Below are 20,036 nucleotides of genomic sequence, written 5' to 3' on the forward strand. Positions count from 1 at the left end.
CATGGTGTCCTATTTGCCGGGTGTAGCAGACGAAGACGGGGCCGACTTTGACAGGTGATAGGTCACGACGGACCCCGAAGGTACTTTCTGCCCGGCCGCGGGATCGGAACTGACGAAAGTTCCCGGCGCTTGGCCGGTCGCTCCATCAACGGGGGCTCCAGTGACCCAGCGCAGGCCGGCGCCTTCGATGGCGGCCTGCACCTGTGATTCGGCGGCGCCCTGGCCGATGGTCGGCACAGTAACCATCTGCGGTCCCTTGGAGTAGCTGACCGTGATGGTTGATCCCTTGGCCACGGGACCCGAAGGATTGATATCGATGACGGTGCCGGGCGTGGACGGATCAAAGACCTGGACACCGCTGACAACGAGGCCGAGTGCATTGAGGTCCGAGCGTACCTTGTCGTACGGCTGTCCCTTGTACTGCTCCGGTATCAGGTTGATGGCCTCGGCGGTGGTCGTGGTGGGTGTCGGAGTGGCTGATGTCTCCGTGGGGCTCGGGCTTGCCGAGGTTGGCGGTGCGCTGGAACTCTGGACCGGCGCGCTTGTAGTGGCCGGTGCTGGATTGCTCGGCGAGAACAGCCCGGACTGGGTCAGGATCGCACCCACCAAGGCAAGCAGCACGAGCACGATGAGTGCGATGAGCGGCCATGTCCACGGGCTGCGTTTCTTCCGCGGCGGCTCCTCCTGGTACTCCTCTTCCTCATGGATGTACTGGTTGTGCGCGTCGGCCTGATCCAAACTGCGCTCGGCAGCCAAGGCATTGGCGCGGGCAAGAGCGTTTCCGCCTTCGGCTGCAGCCCCTACGGCTGCGGCTCCCGCTGCCGCGGCGCCGATCACCGGGAGCGCCGACGTCGACGTCGAACGCGCTTCCCTGCCGTACGGCGAGGCTACGATCCCGGTGGGTGCGGTGGCGATGTCGGTAGGAGCAGTGATGGGGCCCGTGGCGGACTCGAAGAGCAACATTCCCGGTACGGCGGCGTGCGCCGTGGAAATATCGCCCGCGCGGATCGCTTCTGCGGCTTCGGCCAGCTTGATGGCATCCGCGGGACGGTTCTTCGGATCCTTGGCGAGCATGGACATCAGCAGGGCGCGTACTGGAGTGGGCAGGCTTTCAGGCAGCGGGGGCGGAGCGTCGTTGACCTGGGCCAGCGCAATGGCGATCTGGGATTCACCGGAGAACGGACGATGCCCCGTGAGGCACTCATAACCGATAACCCCGAGGGAATATATGTCCGAGGCGCCCGTGGCCGTTTGCCCCGTGGCTTGCTCAGGAGCCAGGTATTGGGCAGTACCCATGACCTGCCCGGTCTGCGTGAGTGGAACTTGGTCTGCCAAGCGGGCGATACCGAAGTCGGTGACCTTGACGCGGAAGTCCGGCGTGATCAGGAGGTTTCCCGGTTTGATGTCCCGGTGCACCAGGCCCTGGGCATGCGCGGGAGCCAGTGCCCGGGCGGTCTGGGAAATGATGGACAGGGTGCGGTCCGGCGAAAGTACCTGCTCATGTTCCAGGATGCTGCTCAGCGGCTGACCTGGCACCAATTCCATGACAAGGTAGGCGGAGCCGTCTTCCTCTCCATAGTCGAAGACGTTGGCGATCCCCACGTGATTGAGCAACGCGGTGTGACGGGCCTCGGCGCGGAACCGTTGGAGGAACCCGGGATCACCCGTATATTCCTCTTTGAGTACCTTGATGGCGACGATCCGGCCAAGGATCTGGTCCTTTGCCCTCCAGACCTCTCCCATGCCGCCAATTGCAATGCGACTGGTCAGCTGGAACCTGCCGCCGAGGGTGATTCCTGACGTAGGCCTCACTTGTTCAACACCGCCTCAAAAATCTTCTTCGCGTTCGGACTGGTTAGCTTTGCGCCGGTAGACACATCAACACCTTCCATGACAATGGTGACGGCTACCTGCGGGTCGTTGGCCGGGGCAAACCCGGTAAACCATGAGTTGTTCAAGCCTGAATCGCCGAGTTGCGCCGTACCGGTCTTGCCGGCCACCTGGACTCCCGGTACCGCGGCACCGCTCGCAATTCCCTGGGATACGACGTCGGTCATCCACTGTGTGATCTGGCTGGCGATATCAGGCGTCGTGGAAGTGCGCAGCGCCTCGGGCTTGGGCTCGCTGATCACACGGAGGTCAGGTGCCCGCACAGTCTTGATGAGGTTCGGCTTCATCTGGACGCCATTATTGGCGATAGCGGCGGTCATCATCGCGATCTGCAGCGGAGTGGCCTTGACATCACGCTGGCCGACGGCGGACTGGGCCAGCGCTGCCTGGTCCAGATTCTTGGGGAAGATACTGATCCCGGTCTGAAGCTTGAGCTGGTCCCCGAAATCCTGTCCGAAGCCGAACTTTCCGGCCTGGTCCGCGATGGCTTTCTGGCCCAGGTCCAAGGCGATGCTGGCGAAGGGCGTGTTGCATGATTGCTCCAAGGCGAAAGCGAAATCGGCCGTGTTGCGGGTTGAGCAGTTCCCGCCGGCGTAGTTGGGCAGCGATGCGCTCGAACCGGGCAAGGGCAGGCTGCTCGGGTTCGGCAAAACGCTGTCCTTGTTGTACTTTCCGGAGCTCAATGCAGCCGCGGTGTCGACGAGCTTGAACACGGAACCGGGGGCCAGCAGCTCACCGGTGGGTCCGCTCACCGACTGGTTGAGGTTGATCCCGGGGACTTGGTTGATTTGGTCGTAACTGGCCTTTTCCTTGGCGGGATCGTGCGTTGCGATCAAGTTGGGGTCATAGGACGGCTTGGAAACCATGGCGATGATGGCGCCCGTCTTAGGGTTGGTGACGACGATCGAGCCACGCTGACCATCAGGGATGAGGTCGTAGGCGAGCTTCTGGATCGCGGGATCGAGGGTCAATTCCACCGAAGCCCCCTTCGGCTGGCTGCCGAGGAAAATCTGGCTCACACGGTCCAGGAAGAGTTGGTCTGAGCTTCCGGCCAGCTCATCCCGGAGCTGCTGCTCAAGCCCGGTGGACCCATAGGTCCTGGAGAAGTAGCCCGTGATCCCTGCGTAGAGCTCCGGCTGGGCATAACTGCGCTGGTACTTGCAGGTCTCGTCCCCGGCAATGGACTCGGCGATTGGCTTGCCGCCCACGATGATCGCACCCCGGTCGTTGCAGTAGTTCGCCAGGACGGCGCGCTGGTTCCACGGATTGTCATTGAGGTCGCCCGCGCCGATGACCTGGACATAGCTGATTGCGCCAAAAAGTAGGGCGAACATGGCAACGGCTGCCATCCAGGCATTGCGTATGGAATGGTTCATGAGGTCTGCACCGCCTCGGTGGGGGCATGGGTAACGGGCGTAGTGTCCACCGGTCCGCGCGCGGTGTTCGAAATCATCAGCAGCAAACCCACGATGATCCAGTTGGCAAGCAAAGAGGAACCGCCCGCTGCGAGGAAGGGAGTAGTGAGCCCCGTCAACGGGATCAACCGGGTGACGCCGCCGATCACCACGAAGCACTGCAACGCGATGGCAAAGGACAAGCCGCAAGCCAAGAGCTTGCCGAACGCGTCCCGGGCGCCAAGAGCTGCGCGGAACCCCCGGGTGAAGAGCAGCATGTAGAGCATCACGACGGCAAAGAGACCAATCAGTCCCAGCTCCTCACCGATGAGGGCTACGATCATGTCGCTGTTGGCAAAAGGCACCAGATCCGGCCTGCCTTGTCCGAGCCCCGTGCCCACAAGTCCGCCGTCGGCCATGCCGAAGAGGCCTTGGACGATCTGTCCGCTGCCGCCCGGGGACCTGTCGAAGACTTCCGGGGTGAACGCGTTCCACCAGCTGTCCAGGCGGAACGCGACGTGCGAGAAGAACCTGGACGCCAGGAATCCGCCACCGAGGATCAGCGCGACGCCGATGACCACCCAGCTGATTCGGCTCGTCGCGACGTAGATGATGACGATGAACAAGCCGAAGAAGAGGATGGAGGTGCCGAGGTCCCGCTGGAAGACGAGGATGCCGATGCTCACGAGCCAAGCGGTGATCATGGGGCCAAGATCCTTGAAGCGCGGCAATTGCATGGGGCCGATTTTGCGGCCAGCAAGCAGGATGAGGTCCCGGTTGGAGGAAAGATAACCTGCGAAGAATATAGCCAGGGTGATCTTCGCGATTTCGCCTGGCTGGAAAGTCATGGGGCCGAGCCGGATCCAGACGCTGGCGCCCAGCACTTCCCCGGCGGAGATGCCGGGAACGAGTGGCAATACAAGAAGGACTGCGCTGGCCGCGAGCGAGATAAAGGTGAAGCGGCGGAGGAGTCGGTGGTCCTTCACGAACCAGACCACAGCGATTGACACGGCCATGGCAAGGAGCGTCCAGCGCAACTGGTTGTTGCCTGTGTCCTCGCCTGGCTGGTCCATGCGGTGGATCAGGGCCAGTCCCAAGCCGTTGAGGGCAACAACGATCGGAAGCATGATCGGATCGGCATATTTTGCGCGGAACCTGAGGATCATGTGGAAAGCGAATGAGGCAACGATCAAGAGACTCGACTGGAACCAGAAATCACTGTCGAAAGCGGCCGCGCTATTGAGCCCGACCATGGCGCTGGCGCCGATTCCCACAGCGAGGGCAAGGATCAGCAGGACGAGCTCGACATTGCGGCGCGGCTTGGGTGTGGTTATGGCCAGAATCATGGGGACACCGCGCACGTAGGGACAGGCGTGGACGTGGGTGACGATGTTGGAGCGTTCGAAGGACTTGGGCTTGCCGGCGTGGGGCTTGCCGCGTGGGTGGGACTTGCCGTCGGCTTTGCTGTGCCTGTAGGGCAATTGACCGGCAGCCCGGTGGTGCCCTTCTCCTGCAGGTTTTTCACAATCTGCTGGGCATCGGCGAGATCCCGCGCCGGTACGGTCTGGCGAACGACTTGTTGTGTGAATTCAGGCAAAGAGTCCATGCGGATGTTCGTCGTGGCCTCCACTTTCGAGAGCTGGAAAGGGCCAAGGCTCTGTGAGATGCCGTTGAAAATCGCGACGTGCTGGTTGAATTCACCGACGTAGTATCGTGTCTGCGTCCACGCATACCCGAGCCACAGTCCGGCGATCACAAAAATGGCCAGGACCGCCGCGATAGCCGGCGTCAACCAGCGCCGCTTCGGGGCGACGAGCGGCTGTGGATCCTGGCGGTCCTGTTCAGCCTTGTGGGTCAGCACGGTGGCTGCCCGGCGTGCAACGCTGCGTCCGGCGACGGTGGGGATCGAGCCCGTTTCCGCCGCGGTTGCGGCAGCACCGACCAGTTCGTGCGGACGGCTTGCAAGCTCTTCGCGGAGGATCTCCGCCGACAGGTGTTCGCCCAAGTGCGGGTCTGTCGCCGTCGGAGGCTCAGTTGTCCCGGCGGGCTTTGCGGGACCTGTCGCTGCAGGCTCCGCCGCGGCGGTGGGCTTTACCGCTGCGGCGGAAGGCCCGGCGTCGGACGTTGTTTCCGGTGGCGTGACCCGACCGGCGGCGGGGCTGTTGGCCCCGGATTCTTTGGCCGGGGCTTTCGCATCGCTGCCGTGCTCGTCCGTGCTCGGTGCGGCCTTTCCCGCGTCGGCCGCTTTCGGGGGTGTCGGCGCGGACTGGACGACGTCGACGGCGGCCGTGCTGAGGTCGCCGGTCTCTTCCACGATTTCCAACAGGACCACGGTGACGTTATCCGGGGCACCGTTGGCGAGCGTGAGCTCAACGAGGAGCTCGGCGCATTCGGCGAGGTCCTTGGTTTCGCGGACCACTTGCTCCACGACGGCCCCTTGGACGTAGTTCAGGCCATCGGAGCAAAGGAGCCAGCGTTCGCCCGGTTCGACGTCGAGCTCGTCCAGGTCCAGTTCGGGGCTGGCGTCCACGTCGCCCAGAACGCGCATGAGGACGTTCTTGTGCGGGTGGGTTTCGGCTTCCTCGGGGCGCAGCCGGCCTTCGTCGATCAGCCTCTGGACGAAAGTGTGGTCCACGCTGATTTGCTCGAATTTGCCATTGCGCAGGCGGTAGGCGCGGGAATCGCCGATGTGCGCGAAGTGCAGCCGCCTGCCTTCGAGCAGCAGGGCGGTGACGGTGGTACCCATGCCTGCGAGCTTCGGGTCCACATGGACAAGCTCGGAGAGGAGGGAATTGGCGGTCTGGATTTCATCTGCCAGGACTGTTTCCGCGCCGTCCGGGTAGGAATCGTGATCGAGGTGGATCATGTCCAGCACAGTGGAGGCCGAGGCGACGTCCCCGCCCGCATGCCCGCCCATGCCGTCAGCGACAACGGCAAGATGCCGGCCGGCATACGCGGAGTCGTCGTTCTTCGAGCGGACACGACCGACGTCGGACCGCGCCGCGTAGCGCATGATCAGGGGAAGTTCCGGAGGCAGTGTCTTGCCCTCGGAGGCTTGGGGGGAAGCCATGGGCTACGCCCTCAATTCGATGACCGTCTTGCCGATCCTCACGGGGACGCCAAGCTCCACCGGCAGGGCGCGGGTCAATTGCTGGTCGGCGAGGTAGGTGCCGTTCGTGGAGCCGAGGTCTTCGATGAACCATCGGCTGCCCTGGGGGAACAGGCGCGCGTGCCTGCCCGAAGCGTAATCATCCTCAAGGACCAACGTGGCCTCTTGTGCGCGGCCCAGCAGAATGGGGCTCGCGGCCAGAGGAAGCGTGGTCCCCTTGAGCGGTCCCTCGACGACGACGAGCTGGTGCGCTTGCTGCTTCACTGGCTGGGGTGGCGCGGGGGCGAGTTCAGGATGCTTGCGTACTTCGCGCGCCGTCGGAGTTCCCATGGCCGCTTTGCGGCCGATCACGAGATCGCGACGCATGGTCGAGACGATGCTGAAGATCAGTACCCACAGCAACAGGAGGAAGCCGAAGCGGAGCGCGGTGATTGTCAGTTCGCTGATGTCGCTCACGGGCGCCCACCAGAGGGCTGGGGGAGAAGTCTGAAAATGATCTTGGTCCGTCCCATGGTGATGGTGGATCCGTCAGTAAGTTCCACACTGCCGTCCACTTTGTGGCCGTTGACGTAACTTCCGTTGGTGGAACCGAGGTCGACGGCGCGGATGATCCCGTCCGCCGTCTGGATTTCCAAGTGCTTGCGCGAAACGCCGGTATCGTCCACAAGGATGTCGGCCTCGGACGACCTGCCCAGCACCACAGAAGGTGCATTGAGGGAATAGCGCTGTCCGCCAATGTCCAGGACAGGCTGGAGCCTTGTGGGCTCGCGGCGCGGCGCGGCGGGGACAACGGGCCGAGGGGCAGCGGGCGCGGCAGCCCCGTTGGATTTCTCAGTGCTGGACGTGATTTCGAAGTGGCCTTCGCGCTGGGCTTCGTCGTGACGGAAGGAGATCCGTACGGGACCCTGCAGGATGTAACCTTGGCTGCGCACGTGCTGGATGACGACGTCGCACAGTTCTTCGGCCAAGGGGGTTCCCCAGTCCTGGGCGCGAGCGAAGTCTTCATTGCTCAAGAGGACGTCGAAGACGTTGGGAGCCAAGGTACGGCCGGCCGAAATGGTGATGGACTTATTGTCCAGTTCACGGCGAAGCTTGCTGGCTATCTCCACCGGTTCCACCCGCGCCCGCGAACCGGTAGAGAAGACGCCGCGGACGGCCTTTTCGATGCCACGTTCAACCCTGTCGAGCAAGCCCATGGTCCTTCTCCTTCCGTTTCGTTGACTCTGCAGTATCAGTAGCCAAGACGAATCCCCGCAGTGGCCGGAGCGCACGCAAGAAGCCTGTCTTCAACCCCGATACTACTGGGCAAGACTGTGAAAGGCCTTATTCCACAACGCCTGGAACGCCGGAAAAGTTCGCCTGCCTGCGTCATTTCGGGACGCTTCCTGCGCGATTTCCGCATCATGTGGGGACCGCCAATCCGCGGCATCCCGGGGTTTTACGGCCCAGTCCTTGGCCGATTGGCGTTTTCAACGCGTTGTCCGTTATGCTTGATCTCGCTGCTTTCGCAGGGGTGAGGCCGGGGAAACCTGGTGCGGCCCGGGCGAAGGAAGTTGCGCGCGAGTGGCGGAACGGCAGACGCGCTGGCTTCAGGTGCCAGTATCCGAAAGGGTGTGGGGGTTCAAATCCCCCCTCGCGCACGCAATTCAAGGAACCCCGGTCTCTGACCGGGGTTCCTTTGTTTAACTCACCCGTAACCCCCAACTGACTCGCATTTGTTGTCGTTTTGGCGGCTCATAACGACAACAAATGCGAGTGAGTTGGGCTACCCGCGCAGCGCCCCGAGCCCGGTGATCAGCGCATCCAGGCCCATGCTGAACGCGAGGTCGGACGGGTAGTTGTTCCGCTCGGGCCCCAGGCTGCGGACCGCCGACGTGAAGTGCGGTGTGGAGTCGGCCAAGCGGCCTGAATCGAAAATGTCCGCCGGCGCGTTCGCGTCGAAAGCGGCGCCGAAGATATAGGCCTCGAGGGCCACGATGCTTGGGATGATCTGCTTTTCCGGGAAACCCGCGCGGAGGAATCCCTCCGTGACGGCTTCGTACATGGCGAGCGTCTGGGGTGCGTCCGTCACGGGAAGAACCGCGATCACCGAGATCAGCGGAGTGTGCCTCGCGAAAATGCCGCGGTATGAATAAGCCCATTGCCGGACGGCATCCTCCCAGGGCAGCGTGCTGAAACCGCCGAAGTCGACCTTCGACATCAGGTCCTCTTCGACGAGCTTGAGGACTTCATCCTTGGAGGACACGTGGTTGTAGAGGGCCGACGGCGCCACACCCAGGGAGCGCGCGAGTGCGGCCATAGTGAGGCCGTCGTAGCCCTTCTTGCTGATCAGTTCCAGCGCAGCTGCAGTGATGCCGTCCTGGTCCAGGACCGCCGCCATTGGCCGACCTGCCCTGCGGCGCGCTTTGGTCTCGCCGGGAGCGGGGGTGGGTTCAGGCATCGCTGACCTTTCTGGAGACTGTGTCACAGCATTATTCCATTTGGGTCTTCACAGTCGGGGCCAAGCCAGCTACAGTTGAGATAAATGAACGTCATTCATTTATTGGTCAGCCAACGGGGACGGCCACAGAAAGGACATCATGCTGAATCTTGATCGCGACGTCGTAATTGTCGGTGCTGGTCCGTCGGGGTTGACGGCCGCACGCGAATTGAAGAAGGCCGGGCTCAGTGTTGCCGTGCTTGAAGCACGCGACCGCGTCGGCGGCCGCACGTGGACCGACACCATTGACGGGGCCATGCTGGAGATCGGTGGACAATGGGTGTCCCCGGACCAGACCGCCCTTATCGGGCTCCTGGATGAACTGGGCCTGAAGATGTACTCCCGCTACCGCGACGGCGAATCTGTCTACCTCGCACCTGACGGCAGCCGCACCCGCTACACCGGGGCTTCCTTCCCGGTGAGCGAAACCACTGCAGCCGAGATGGACAAGCTCACCGCCATCTTGGACGGCCTCGCCGCCGAGATCGGCCCGGAGGAGCCCTGGGCCCACCCCAAGGCCCGCGAATTGGACACCATTTCCTTCCACCACTGGCTGCGCCAGAACTCCACGGACGAGGAAGCCTGCAACAACATCGGCTTGTTCATCGCCGGTGGCATGCTGACCAAGCCGGCCCACGCCTTCTCTGCGCTGCAAGCAGTGCTGATGGCGGCTTCGGCAGGCTCCTTCTCCAACCTGACGGACGAAGACTTCATCCTGGACAAGCGGGTTATTGGCGGCATGCAGCAGGTCTCCCTGCTGATCGCCGCGGAACTGGGTGACGACGTCGTACTTAACAGCCCGGTCCGCACCATCAATTGGGAGCCGGCGGGTGAAGGCCATCGCGTCACCGTTGAGTCCGAGCGCGCAACCGTCAACGCGCGATTCGTCATCATGGCTGTCCCGCCGAACCTGTACTCCCGCGTGTCCTACAACCCGCCGTTGCCGCGCCGCCAGCACCAGATGCACCAGCATCAGTCCCTGGGCCTGGTCATCAAAGTCCACGCTGTCTACAGCACGCCGTTCTGGCGCGAAGACGGCCTGTCCGGCACGGGCTTCGGCGCCGACGCCCTGGTTCAGGAGGTCTATGACAACACGAACCATGGAGACACCCGCGGGACCCTGGTGGGCTTCATCTCGGACGAAAAGGCAGACGCCGTCTTCGAGCTCAGCGCAGAGGACCGTAAGAAGAAGGTCCTTGAGTCCATCGCGGGCTTCCTGGGCGAAAAGGCCCTGGACGCCGAGGTCTACTACGAATCCGACTGGGGTTCCGAAGAATGGACCCGCGGGGCCTACGCGGCCAGCTACGACCTGGGTGGTTTGCACCGCTACGGCAAGGACCAACACGCCAACGTTGGACCCATCTACTGGTCCTCCTCCGATCTGGCTGCGGAAGGCTACCAGCACGTCGACGGCGCAGTCCGGATGGGCCAGGCAACGGCCGCCCGGATCGTCACCGCCAACAACCGTGTCGCTGCGGTACCGGTCTCCTAGTCGATCCGATCCACACGTGAGGTCTCGGCTCTTTCGCTCGTTGAAAGGGTCGAGGCCTCACTTTTGGAATCCGGGCAGTCGGTCCCGCCACCAAGATTGTTGAACAATCTTCCCGTTTCAGGCATGATGGTGAGGTATTCAACCTGAGACGGGGATCACAATGCCTTTTATTGACCTCAACAGCGACGTCGGAGAATCGTTCGGCAACTGGACCATGGGCGACGACGCTGCGGTGTTCGGCTACGTGTCGAGTGCCAATGTGGCCTGCGGATTCCATGCCGGAGATCCCAGCACCATCGCCCGCACCTGCCGTGAGGCCGTCGCCGCAGGAGTGGCCATCGGTGCCCACGTGGGCTATCGGGACCTCGCGGGCTTCGGCCGCCGTTTCCTCGACTGCTCCGCAACGGAACTGGCCGACGACGTCCTCTACCAACTCGGCGCGCTTCAAGCCCTGGCCCGTGCTGCCGGCTCGGAGATCAAGTACGTCAAGCCCCACGGCGCCCTCTACAACACGATCGTCCACCACGAGGTCCATGCCCAGGCAGTCGTCGACGCCGTCCATTCCTTCAGTCCCGGACTCCCGCTCCTTCTCCTGCCGGGCTCCGTCGCACTCGCCAAAGCCGAAGCGAAGGGGCTTCGGGGAGTAGCCGAGGCATTCGCTGACCGCGCCTACAACCCGGACGGCACCCTCGTATCGCGCCGCGAAGAAGGCGCCGTGCTTCACGATCACGCTGCCATCACGGAGAACATGGTCCGTCTGGCAACGGAAAGCAAGATTGTGGCCCGCGACGGTTCCACCCTGAACGTCCATGCAGAAAGCATCTGCGTCCACGGAGACACTCCCGGCGCCGTGGCCATGGCAGCCGCTGTCCGCGCGGGACTCGAGTCCGCCGGGGTCACCGTACGGAGCTTCGCATGAGCCTCACGGGAATACGCTGGGCGGGCCCGCGCGCCTTGCTGGTGGAGCTTTCCGACCTCCCTTCCGTGCTGGCGTTTCATTCCCGCCTGCTTGCCGAGCCACTGCCCGGCCAGCTTGATGCGGTCGCCGCGGCAGCCACCGTACTGCTTAAGTTCGGAACGCACGCCGAGGCACTCGCGGCGCGCACCGCCGTCGGGCATGTTGACCTGGGAGCGGTGCCACACGACAGTTCCCGCGACGTCACCATCGAAGTGGTGTACGACGGCGAGGACCTCACCGAGGTGGGCATGCTCACCGGTCTGGGCAGGGACGGCGTCGTGGCCGCGCACACCGGCCAGCTTTGGATCGCGGCTTTCGGCGGATTCGCCCCGGGTTTCACGTACCTGCTCGGCGAGAACCACAGCCTCGACGTTCCGCGCCGCAGCTCGCCGCGTACCTCCGTTCCGGCCGGTTCCGTGGCGCTCGGCGGGGCGTTTTCCGCCGTCTATCCGCGGCAGTCCCCGGGCGGCTGGCAACTGATCGGGCGCACGACGGCGGTCCTCTGGGATCTCGAGCGGGAGTCACCGGCGCTTGTTCGTCCGGGAGACCGGGTCCGGTATGTGGCGGTCCGAGAGGCCATCGCGTTGACTCCGGCACCGCCGGCAGCCCGCGAAGTCAACGGACCCGCCTTGGTTGTGGACTCACCCGGACTTCAATCGCTGGTCCAGGACCTCGGGCGCCCCGGACTAGGGGATCTGGGAGTCTCAGCCGCGGGCGCCGTGGACCAACAATCGACGCGTCAGGCCAATCGCTTGGTGGGCAACGAAGCCCGTGCTGCGGTTGTGGAAACGGTGCTGGGCGGACTCTCGGTCCGGGCCGTCGGCGACCAGGTGCTCGCTGTTGCCGGGGCGGTGGTCCCTTTGGAAATCCGCGATGCTTCGGGGGATCCGGCCCGCTGCGCCGCGATGTGCGCTCCCTTCGTCCTCCTGGACGGCGAAACCCTTAACCTGGGGGAACCGACGCTCGGGGCCCGCAGCTACCTTGCCGTCCGCGGCGGGATTGATGTGCATCCGGTGCTCGGCAGCCGCTCAAGCGACTCGATGTCCGGAATCGGTCCCGCACGCTTGGTGGCCGGGACCCGGCTCCCCGTGGGAAGAGCGCCGCTGTTCCAGATGGTCGGCGCTCCCGAGGAATCCACGCTGCGGCTAGGAGCCGTCTTTACCGAGCTGCGCATCACCCTGGGCCCCCGGGACGACTGGTTTGATTCCAGCGCCCTCGGGTCGCTCACGGGCCAGGACTGGGTCACCACCGAGCAGTCCAACAGGATCGGCGTCCGGCTCAAGCCCGTCGGCTGCGTGACGATCGAACGCAACCGGACGGCAGAGCTCCCCAGCGAAGGCGCCGTTGCCGGCGCACTCCAAGTGCCGCCCAATGGCCATCCCGTCCTCTTCCTGGCCGACCACCCGGTGACCGGCGGGTATCCGGTGATTGCCGTCGTCGTACCCGAAGACCTGCCGACGGCGGCGCAATTGCCGCCCGGCCACCGCGTGCGGTTCACGATCGTGGACCCCGCAACCCTTGAACCACATGAACCTGCCGTTGCCGGCGCTGTCTCCGAAGGAACCCAGCCATGAAGAAGGTCCTGATCGCCAACCGCGGCGAGATCGCCGTGCGGATTGCCCGCGCCTGCTCAGACGAGGGCTTGCGGTCTGTTGCCGTGTACTCGGACCCCGACGCCGACGCCCTCCACGTGCGGTTCGCCGACGAGGCCTACGCACTGCGAGGTTCCACCGGCGCCCAGACGTACTTGGACATCGCCAAGCTGATCGACGTCGCCCGCCGCGCCGGTGCCGACGCCGTGCACCCCGGATATGGCTTCCTCTCCGAGAACGCCGACTTCGCTCAGGCCGTGATCGACGCGGGCCTCACATGGATCGGCCCGGCACCGCAGTCCATACGGGAACTGGGAAACAAGGTGGTCGCCCGCGAGATCGCCGTCCGCGCCGGGGCCCCCCTTGTTCCCGGCAGCGACGGACCTGTGGCCAACGCCGCCGAAGTACTTGCGTTCGCCTTGGAGCACGGTATGCCAGTGGCCATCAAGGCTGCTTTCGGCGGTGGCGGCCGAGGGCTCAAGATTGCGCGGCGCCTGGAGGACATCGAGGACGCATTCGAATCGGCCGTGCGTGAGTCCAAGGCGGCTTTCGGACGCGACGAATGCTTCGTGGAGCGCTTCCTGGACCAGCCACGGCACGTCGAGGCGCAGGTCCTGGCCGATATGCACGGCAACGTGGTGGTCCTCGGAACCCGCGATTGCTCCCTGCAGCGTCGGAACCAGAAGCTCGTGGAGGAGGCCCCCGCACCCTTCCTGAGCCCTGAACAGCGCAAGCTCATCCACGAATCGGCCAAGTCCATTTGCCGCGAGGCCGGATACTACGGTGCGGGAACCGTCGAATACCTCGTGGCCGTGGACGGCACCATCTCCTTCCTGGAGGTCAACACGCGCCTGCAGGTGGAACATCCTGTCACCGAGGAAACCTCCGGCGTGGACCTGGTCCGCGAGCAGTTCCGGATCGCCGCGGGCGGAGTCCTCTCCCTGACGGAAGACCCGGAGCCGAAAGGCCACGCCTTCGAGTTCCGCCTCAACGCCGAGGATCCTGCCCGCGGCTTCCTGCCGGGCCCCGGCGTGGTGGACGCGTTCGAGGCGCCCACCGGTCCGGGCATCCGCGTGGACTCGGGGGTTCGATCCGGCTCAGTGGTTCCTGGAGAATACGATTCCCTCCTGGCCAAGCTGATCGTCCGGGGCGAGGACCGGCAGCAGGCCCTGCGCCGCGCCCGGGTTGCCCTGGACGAGATGCAGATCAAGGGTTTGCCCACCGTGCTTCCCTTCCACCGGGCCGTGGTCCGCCACGAGGCTTTCACCTCGGAGGACAAGCTCGGCGTCTACACCACGTGGATCGAGACCGAGTTCGCCGAAGAGCTGGCCGCCTCTCCGGAGATCGCCCGCGTGGCCCCAGGCTCCGAACGAAGCACGTTCACGGTGGAGTTGGACGGTAAAGCGGTACAACTTGGGCTACCCGTTCGCTTGTTCGAAGCGCTGATGAACGGCGGCGGCGGTTCCGTTTCTGCTGCCCCGGCTCCGGTTGTGGCCGACGACGCCGGGCTGGCCTCGCCGATGTCCGGCTCGCTGGTGAAGTGGTTGGTTGAGGACGGGGCAGCCGTGGAAGCCGGTCAACCCGTGGCCGTGTTGGAGGCCATGAAGATGGAAACCACTGTCCCGGCCCACCGTTCCGGCACCGTGGCGCGGGGTCCGCACGAACCGGGCGCCGCCGTCGGGCGCGGAGAGGTGATCGCGAGCATCGGCTGAGGGGTCGCCTGCGGGGGCATCGCCGTTCGGTAGATTTGGGACATGCCCATGAACGCAGCGCTTCAAGGAATCGCCGACGCCGGCCACGCCACCCACGCCCACACTGGAGCGTGGGTTGCCGCCCAGCTTCGCCAGCGCATCTCCGATGGCCTGTTGCCGCCCGGGACGAAGCTCTCCGAGCAAGCTTTGTCCGAGGCGCTCGGCGTATCCCGGAACACCCTGAGGGAGGCCTTCACCGTCCTGGCGGGTGAATCCGTGGTCCAGCGCATCCCCAACCGCGGCGTGTTCGTAGCCGCTCCCGGAGCGGACGACGTCCGCGAAATCTACCGGGTGCGCCGCTTGATCGAGCCGGCGGCCGTGTTGTGGGGCGATGTCCCGGCGGGAGCCCTAGACGCCATGGACGTCATCGTCGACAAAGCCCGGGCCGCCCTCGCGGAAGGATCCGTGGCCGGCATGGCGGACGCCAACCAGGAACTGCATAAGGCCCTGGTGTCGTTGTCCGGAAGCGCCTCCCTGGACGCACTGATGGAGAAAGTGCTTGCCGAGATGCGATTGGTCTTCCACGCCATGGCCACCACCCCCGACTTCCACGGGCATTACGTTGAACGCAACGCCGCCTTGGTTGCCCAGATCCGCAACGGGGAGCGCGAAGAGGCCGCAGCCGAATTGCGCCGCTACCTCGACGGTGCCGAGCACGAACTCCTAGTGCACATCGGGGCAATTCCATAAGGTGCACGAAACAGGCGCGACGCGGCCTACGGCGCGGAAGCACCCGCCGCCGCTTCGGCTTCGGCCATCGCGGTGTCCAACTGCTGGACCGCGCGGGCATAGTCCGTCCCCGCAGTGAGACGGCAGCGTTGGGCTTCCTGCAGTGCACGGACCAAGGCGGCGGTCTGCGGAACGTTGACGTCGCTCATGCCGGGGAAGTCGATGCCCTTGGCGGGATCCAGTTCATACCTTTGCCAGCGGGCCAGGAGGGCGTCGTGACGGGCTGCCGCTTCCGTGAAACCGCTGCGGTTTTGACGTTTCTGCTCCAGTTTCCGGCCGACGGCAAAGGCGGCAACCGCGGCAGCTAGGCCGAGGAAGAGCATCAAGAGCCCGACGGCGGGGGAGGCCAACGCGGGGATGAGGACTGCGGGGACAATCACCACGAGTCCGGCGAAGATGTTCCAGAAGGTGGCGTCCGGCTCTTTGACGAGGTCCCGGTCGCGGTGGCCGAGGGGCCCCTGGAAGGCGAGGCGGCCGCCGTCGGGGGCTCCGTGGATGACCGCTTTTCGGACGGTGTCGACCGTAAAGGCCACTGCGCACATGAGCAAAACCGCCCACAGCCCGATCTCCCAGAACGTCAGCTGGATTCCAGTTGTGGCGGGCAATCGGACCACCTCCACGCGAATGCGCACCCCTTTGAAATCAGTATGCGCCGAGGAAGCCCTGGAGGCGAGAGCCCGATTTGCTCCTCAACGCAGGAAGGCAGGACACCCCGGGGTGTCCTGCCTTCCTGCGGAAGTCCGGTTGGAGCTTAAGCGTGGTCCCGCTTGGATGCCTTGGGCGCGTCCCGCTTGGCAGCGGCGTTTGTCTTGGCGTCCTTCGTGGCTTCCTTCTTGGCAGCTTCTTCCTTGATGCGCTTTGCCTCGGAGCGCACGGCTGCGTGCGTGGCGCGCTCGACGACGAGCCACTGCGGGGGAGCTGCGAGCAGTTCGGTGATTTCCGCCGTCGTCAGGGGATCCGTGATTCCGCCGCGGGCGAGGCCGCTGATGGAGATATTCAGCTTCTGTGCCACCACGGGACGCGGGTGCGGACCCGTGCGGCGTAGCTCGGCGAGCCACTCCGGGGCGTTGGCCTGGAGCTCGGCGAAATCGGCGCGGGTGATTTCCGAATCCTGGAACTCCTGGGGTGTTGCAGGCAGGTAGATGCCAAGTTTCTTGGCAACGGTGGCCGGCTTCATGGACTGGGAGTTTGCAGAGGTCATGGTTCAAGGGTATCCGCCCCCACAGGGAAGTGGCACAGCCTCTGTTCTAGGATGAATCCATGCCGCACATAAGAGTCGCCGGGGCCGCCCGGAAAGTCCCGGTGACGCAAGCCCCGGCGTACCGCAGGCCTTGATGAACTTCAGCGGGATTCCACGGTGGGTCTATGGCCTTGCGGCAGTGGGCGGCCTGTTCGTCTTGTTGCCGCTGGCTGCCATGGTCGCAAAGGTCAATTGGGCGCAGTTCATCCCGCTGGTGACCTCCGATTCCTCGCTGACGGCCCTAGGGCTCAGCCTCCGTACCTCGGCAGCGAGCACCGCGCTCTGCGTTGTCTTGGGCATCCCCTTGGCCCTCGTCCTTGCCCGCCGGCCCTTCCGCGGGCAGCGGCTCCTCCGCGCTTTCGTCCTCCTGCCCCTGGTGTTGCCGCCGGTGGTGGGCGGCATTGCGCTGCTCTACACATTCGGGCGGCAGGGTCTTCTGGGGAAGAGCCTTGAGCTCGCGGGCATCCAGATCGCCTTTTCGACGACGGCGGTGGTCCTCGCCCAGACGTTCGTGGCCCTGCCGTTCCTGGTAGTCAGCCTCGAAGGCGCCTTACGGACGGCCGGCAACCGCTACGAAGCCGTTGCCGCGACGCTCGGCGCCCGCCCCACCACCATCCTGCGGCGAGTGACCGTACCCATGGTCCTCCCCGGGCTCGCGTCCGGGGCCGTACTGTCCTTTGCCCGCAGCCTGGGCGAGTTCGGGGCCACGCTGACTTTCGCGGGGAGCCTGCAAGGTGTCACGAGGACCTTGCCGCTGGAAATCTACCTGCAGCGCGAGACCGACGCGGACGCCGCCGTCGCGCTTTCACTGGTTCTCGTCGCGGTGGCTGTGATCGTCGTCGGCCTGTCTTACCGGCGTCCGCACCGCGCGGACATTCCCGCGGAGGCCGCCGCGTGAGTTTCCACATTGACGCCACCGTTCGGGCCCGCAACCTCGACGTGTCATTAAGCCTTGGGCAAGCGGAAACCGTGGCGATCCTCGGACCCAACGGGGCCGGAAAATCGACGCTCCTGTCCGTCGCGGCGGGACTCGTGCGCCCGGATGCCGGCTCTGCCCGCCTCGGGGACCAGGTTCTCTTCAACCTCGACGGCGGCAGCCGGGTATGGACCCCTCCTCACCTTCGCGGTACGGCGCTGTTGGCGCAGGAACCGCTGCTTTTCCCGCACCTGAGCGTCCTCGACAACGTGGCTTTCGGCCCGCGCAGCGCAGGCGCTTCCCGGGCGGAATCACGCGAAACCGCGCGGCACTGGCTAGCTGAAGTCGACGTCATGGAGTACTCCGGGCGGAAGCCCGGGCAGCTGTCCGGGGGACAAGCCCAGCGTGTTGCGGTGGCCCGCGCGCTGGCGGCAAGTCCCGAGTTGCTGCTTCTTGACGAACCAATGTCCGCACTGGACATCCACGCCGCTCCGCACTTGCGCCGGCTCCTGAAACGCGTCCTGTCCGGGCGTCGGGCCCTGATCATTACCCACGACGTCTTGGACGCGCTCATGCTCGCGGACCGCGTAATCGTCATGGACAAGGGCAGGATTGTGGAGGAAGGCGCCACCCGTGAGGTCTTCCGGCGTCCACGAAGCCAATTCGCCGCGGGCCTGGCCGGGGTGAACCTCATGGCGGGCACCGTCACGGAGGACGGACTCAGGACCTTCGCCAACGCGGAGCTGCCCAGCTTGCATGTTGCGGGACACCTCGATGACGAAGCGGAACCGGGCGAGCCCGGCGTCGCGGCCTTCCCACCGTCGGCCGTTTCCATCTTCCTGGATGCCGCCCACGGAAGCCCGCGCAACTCGTTCCCCGTTGCGATCACGGATCTTGAACCGCACGGGGACCACATCAGGGTCCGGGCTGGCGATCTGGCAGCGGACATCACGCCCTCCGCGTCCGCCGAGCTGGGACTGGAACCCGGATCGCGCGTCTACTTTGTGGTCAAGGCCACGGCGGTCCAGGTCTACGCGGCATAGCCTGGGCCGGCGCTGGGTTGGCTACCGCCCGCGCGGTACTGTGAACTGGTGCCATCCGATCAAGAATCCCTGCCCGCCGTCGGCGTCCCCGGCGCCTCCGACGCTGAAACAAGCGGCCCCCAGGGGCTGACTTTCGCCTACGTCGCCGGCGTGACGCCCGGGAAATGGATCCGGCGCTGGGAAGAACGCATGCCCGATGTTCCGCTGCACTCGTTCATGTCCGACGACGGCGCGCAGCTGGAGGTCCTGCGCGACGGTTCCGCGGATCTCAGCTTTGTCCGCTTACCCGTGGATCGCGATGGACTCCACGTCATTCCGCTCTACGAAGAGCAGCCCGTGGTGGTGGCCCCGAAGGGCCACGAAATCTCGGCGTTCGAAGAGGTGGCGCTGGAGGATCTCGCAGAGGAGAACTTCCTGGATGTCACCGCAATGGGCGGGCCGGAGATGGCCATGCAGGTGGTGGCCTCGGGTGCCGGCGTCGTGATCCTGCCGATGTCCGTGGCCCGGCATTTCAACGTCAAGGACACGGTAGCGCGGCGCCTGACCGGGGCCGAAGGGACGCAGATCGCCCTTGCCTGGCCGAGCGACTCCTCGAGCGAGGTCATCGAGGAATTCATTGGCATTGTCCGGGGCCGGACCGCGCAGAGTTCGCGGCAGCCTTCGGCGCAGCAAGAGAAGCCCAAGAGGGCACCCAAGCCGGACCGGCGCGGGACCGGTGCCAAAAAGCCTGCAGTGGCTCAGCGCTATGCCCCGAACCCGGACAAGGGCAGGGGCAAGGGCTCCCGCAAGAAAGGAAAGCGCTAGGCCATGGGACTTGGAGCCAAGCCGACCATCCGGGACGTCGCCAAAAGCGCCGGCGTTTCCCTCACCACCGTGTCCTACGTCTTGTCCGGGCGCCTTGGTGGCACCACCCGCATCAGCGAAGCAACACAAGAGCGTGTCCAAGCCGCGGCCAAGGAACTGGGTTACGTACCCAATCAGGCCGCCCGCGGAATGCGCCGCGGCAAGACCGACCTCGTGGCGATCGCCATCGGCGACCTTGAGTGGCCGTGGGACCGGGCCTTGGCGACTGCGGCGGCACGCATTTTGCCCCAGCATGGCTACCAGCCCGTGATCCTCATCGGCGAGGGATGGCGGCGGTTCATGCTCTCCGGCGGTGCCGACGGCGCCATTATCGGGGCTCTTCCACCCGGCACCCTCCTTGACCTCACAGTGGGGGAGCTGGCCCGGCGCGGAGTAGCCCAGGTCATCATTTCGGACACGATGCAGCCTGCCGGGTTCGATGTCCTGGCCCCTGGATCCGCGGGCGGGACTCCGGAACCGGAAGCCCTCGAAGGAGCCATCACGTTGCTTCTGGACCGGCTCGCCGGACGCACCATTGGCGCGGGAACCACCAAGGCCGCGCCTTGGGAGTTCAAGACTCCGTAGCTTTCCCGAGCCCAA

At 65.0% G+C, this 20,036-nt stretch carries 18 protein-coding genes and 1 tRNA gene; 10 read left to right on the top strand and 9 right to left on the bottom strand.

Going from position 1 to position 20,036, the window contains the following annotated elements; genetic code table 11:
- Positions 1-9: 9 nt before the first annotated feature.
- From AC1DJW_RS06935 to AC1DJW_RS06960, 6 genes are read right to left on the bottom strand one after another with little or no spacing between them, the layout of a single operon-like run.
- Positions 10-1,812, bottom strand: coding sequence for a protein kinase domain-containing protein (locus tag AC1DJW_RS06935; protein ID WP_390281533.1), 1,803 nt, complete (start codon positions 1,810-1,812; stop codon positions 10-12).
- Positions 1,809-3,266: a penicillin-binding transpeptidase domain-containing protein gene (locus AC1DJW_RS06940; protein ID WP_390281535.1), complete on the bottom strand. Its 1,458-nt coding sequence runs from the start codon at positions 3,264-3,266 to the stop codon at positions 1,809-1,811. The genes AC1DJW_RS06935 and AC1DJW_RS06940 overlap by 4 nt, the downstream gene beginning before the upstream one ends.
- Positions 3,263-4,630, bottom strand: a complete 1,368-nt coding sequence (locus AC1DJW_RS06945) for an FtsW/RodA/SpoVE family cell cycle protein (protein ID WP_284750976.1) — start codon at positions 4,628-4,630, stop codon at positions 3,263-3,265. Before AC1DJW_RS06945 ends, AC1DJW_RS06940 begins: the two co-directional genes overlap by 4 nt.
- On the bottom strand, positions 4,627-6,354 hold the full coding sequence (locus AC1DJW_RS06950) for a PP2C family protein-serine/threonine phosphatase (protein WP_476901027.1): 1,728 nt from the start codon (positions 6,352-6,354) through the stop codon (positions 4,627-4,629). The genes AC1DJW_RS06945 and AC1DJW_RS06950 overlap by 4 nt, the downstream gene beginning before the upstream one ends.
- A 3-nt stretch (positions 6,355-6,357) precedes the next feature.
- Positions 6,358-6,840 carry an FHA domain-containing protein FhaB/FipA gene (locus tag AC1DJW_RS06955; RefSeq protein WP_284751097.1) on the bottom strand — a complete coding sequence of 161 codons (483 nt, stop codon included), beginning with the start codon at positions 6,838-6,840 and terminating at the stop codon, positions 6,358-6,360.
- A 5-nt stretch (positions 6,841-6,845) separates the two neighbouring features.
- A complete protein-coding gene (locus AC1DJW_RS06960) occupies positions 6,846-7,589 on the bottom strand; it encodes an FhaA domain-containing protein (RefSeq protein ID WP_390281540.1) in 744 nt (247 codons plus the stop codon).
- Between the two features lie 361 nt (positions 7,590-7,950).
- Here AC1DJW_RS06960 and AC1DJW_RS06965 point away from each other — a divergent pair.
- Positions 7,951-8,033: transfer RNA gene (locus AC1DJW_RS06965), tRNA-Leu, on the top strand.
- 125 nt (positions 8,034-8,158) lie between these two features.
- Here the strand turns inward: AC1DJW_RS06965 and AC1DJW_RS06970 are convergent.
- Positions 8,159-8,833, bottom strand: coding sequence for a TetR/AcrR family transcriptional regulator (locus AC1DJW_RS06970; protein WP_284750973.1), 675 nt, complete (start codon positions 8,831-8,833; stop codon positions 8,159-8,161).
- A 139-nt stretch (positions 8,834-8,972) separates the two neighbouring features.
- Here AC1DJW_RS06970 and AC1DJW_RS06975 point away from each other — a divergent pair, with 139 nt between their 5' ends.
- From AC1DJW_RS06975 to AC1DJW_RS06995, 5 genes are all read left to right on the top strand, one after another.
- Complete coding sequence (locus tag AC1DJW_RS06975) at positions 8,973-10,364, top strand: flavin monoamine oxidase family protein (RefSeq protein WP_476901028.1); 1,392 nt, start codon at positions 8,973-8,975, stop codon at positions 10,362-10,364.
- A 160-nt stretch (positions 10,365-10,524) separates the two neighbouring features.
- Complete coding sequence (locus AC1DJW_RS06980) at positions 10,525-11,283, top strand: LamB/YcsF family protein (RefSeq protein WP_476901029.1); 759 nt, start codon at positions 10,525-10,527, stop codon at positions 11,281-11,283.
- A complete protein-coding gene (locus AC1DJW_RS06985) occupies positions 11,280-12,896 on the top strand; it encodes a 5-oxoprolinase subunit B/C family protein (RefSeq protein ID WP_476901030.1) in 1,617 nt (538 codons plus the stop codon). Before AC1DJW_RS06980 ends, AC1DJW_RS06985 begins: the two co-directional genes overlap by 4 nt.
- Positions 12,893-14,626, top strand: a complete 1,734-nt coding sequence (locus tag AC1DJW_RS06990) for an acetyl/propionyl/methylcrotonyl-CoA carboxylase subunit alpha (RefSeq protein WP_390281545.1) — start codon at positions 12,893-12,895, stop codon at positions 14,624-14,626. The genes AC1DJW_RS06985 and AC1DJW_RS06990 overlap by 4 nt, the downstream gene beginning before the upstream one ends.
- A 42-nt stretch (positions 14,627-14,668) precedes the next feature.
- Positions 14,669-15,355 carry a GntR family transcriptional regulator gene (locus tag AC1DJW_RS06995; RefSeq protein ID WP_284750968.1) on the top strand — a complete coding sequence of 229 codons (687 nt, stop codon included), beginning with the start codon at positions 14,669-14,671 and terminating at the stop codon, positions 15,353-15,355.
- A gap of 26 nt (positions 15,356-15,381) precedes the next feature.
- Here AC1DJW_RS06995 and AC1DJW_RS07000 read toward each other — a convergent pair whose 3' ends face one another.
- Entirely contained in the window at positions 15,382-15,999 is a 618-nt protein-coding gene (locus AC1DJW_RS07000) for a hypothetical protein (RefSeq protein WP_476901031.1), read from the bottom strand.
- Between the two features lie 146 nt (positions 16,000-16,145).
- Positions 16,146-16,595, bottom strand: coding sequence for a DUF5997 family protein (locus AC1DJW_RS07005; RefSeq protein WP_284750966.1), 450 nt, complete (start codon positions 16,593-16,595; stop codon positions 16,146-16,148).
- 133 nt (positions 16,596-16,728) lie between these two features.
- Here AC1DJW_RS07005 and AC1DJW_RS07010 point away from each other — a divergent pair, with 133 nt between their 5' ends.
- The 4 genes from AC1DJW_RS07010 to AC1DJW_RS07025 are packed head-to-tail and all read left to right on the top strand — an operon-like array spanning position 16,729 to position 20,021.
- The gene (locus AC1DJW_RS07010) at positions 16,729-17,532 is read left to right on the top strand and encodes an ABC transporter permease (protein WP_284750965.1); all 804 of its coding nucleotides are present in this window, start codon (positions 16,729-16,731) and stop codon (positions 17,530-17,532) included.
- On the top strand, positions 17,529-18,593 hold the full coding sequence (locus AC1DJW_RS07015) for a sulfate/molybdate ABC transporter ATP-binding protein (protein WP_476901032.1): 1,065 nt from the start codon (positions 17,529-17,531) through the stop codon (positions 18,591-18,593). The genes AC1DJW_RS07010 and AC1DJW_RS07015 overlap by 4 nt, the downstream gene beginning before the upstream one ends.
- 48 nt (positions 18,594-18,641) lie before the next feature.
- Entirely contained in the window at positions 18,642-19,397 is a 756-nt protein-coding gene (locus tag AC1DJW_RS07020; protein ID WP_476901033.1) for a LysR family transcriptional regulator substrate-binding protein, read from the top strand.
- Positions 19,398-19,400: 3 nt separating this feature from the next.
- Positions 19,401-20,021: a LacI family DNA-binding transcriptional regulator gene (locus tag AC1DJW_RS07025; protein WP_284750963.1), complete on the top strand. Its 621-nt coding sequence runs from the start codon at positions 19,401-19,403 to the stop codon at positions 20,019-20,021.
- Positions 20,022-20,036: the final 15 nt, after the last annotated feature.

Source organism: Arthrobacter sp. 05L417 (assembly GCF_056397865.1).

Bases quoted from the DNA above. Each gene is read 5' to 3' on its own strand.
- AC1DJW_RS06960 (WP_390281540.1), bottom strand. From the start codon at position 7,589: ATGGGCTTGCTCGACAGGGTTGAACGTGGCATCGAAAAGGCCGTCCGC.
- AC1DJW_RS07005 (WP_284750966.1), bottom strand. From the start codon at position 16,595: ATGACCTCTGCAAACTCCCAGTCCATGAAGCCGGCCACCGTTGCCAAG.
- AC1DJW_RS07025 (WP_284750963.1), top strand. From the start codon at position 19,401: ATGGGACTTGGAGCCAAGCCGACCATCCGGGACGTCGCCAAAAGCGCC.
- AC1DJW_RS06940 (WP_390281535.1), bottom strand. From the start codon at position 3,266: ATGAACCATTCCATACGCAATGCCTGGATGGCAGCCGTTGCCATGTTC.
- AC1DJW_RS07010 (WP_284750965.1), top strand. From the start codon at position 16,729: ATGAACTTCAGCGGGATTCCACGGTGGGTCTATGGCCTTGCGGCAGTG.
- AC1DJW_RS06945 (WP_284750976.1), bottom strand. From the start codon at position 4,630: ATGATTCTGGCCATAACCACACCCAAGCCGCGCCGCAATGTCGAGCTC.
- AC1DJW_RS06950 (WP_476901027.1), bottom strand. From the start codon at position 6,354: ATGGCTTCCCCCCAAGCCTCCGAGGGCAAGACACTGCCTCCGGAACTT.
- AC1DJW_RS06970 (WP_284750973.1), bottom strand. From the start codon at position 8,833: ATGCCTGAACCCACCCCCGCTCCCGGCGAGACCAAAGCGCGCCGCAGG.
- AC1DJW_RS06985 (WP_476901030.1), top strand. From the start codon at position 11,280: ATGAGCCTCACGGGAATACGCTGGGCGGGCCCGCGCGCCTTGCTGGTG.
- AC1DJW_RS06995 (WP_284750968.1), top strand. From the start codon at position 14,669: ATGCCCATGAACGCAGCGCTTCAAGGAATCGCCGACGCCGGCCACGCC.
- AC1DJW_RS06980 (WP_476901029.1), top strand. From the start codon at position 10,525: ATGCCTTTTATTGACCTCAACAGCGACGTCGGAGAATCGTTCGGCAAC.
- AC1DJW_RS06975 (WP_476901028.1), top strand. From the start codon at position 8,973: ATGCTGAATCTTGATCGCGACGTCGTAATTGTCGGTGCTGGTCCGTCG.
- AC1DJW_RS06990 (WP_390281545.1), top strand. From the start codon at position 12,893: ATGAAGAAGGTCCTGATCGCCAACCGCGGCGAGATCGCCGTGCGGATT.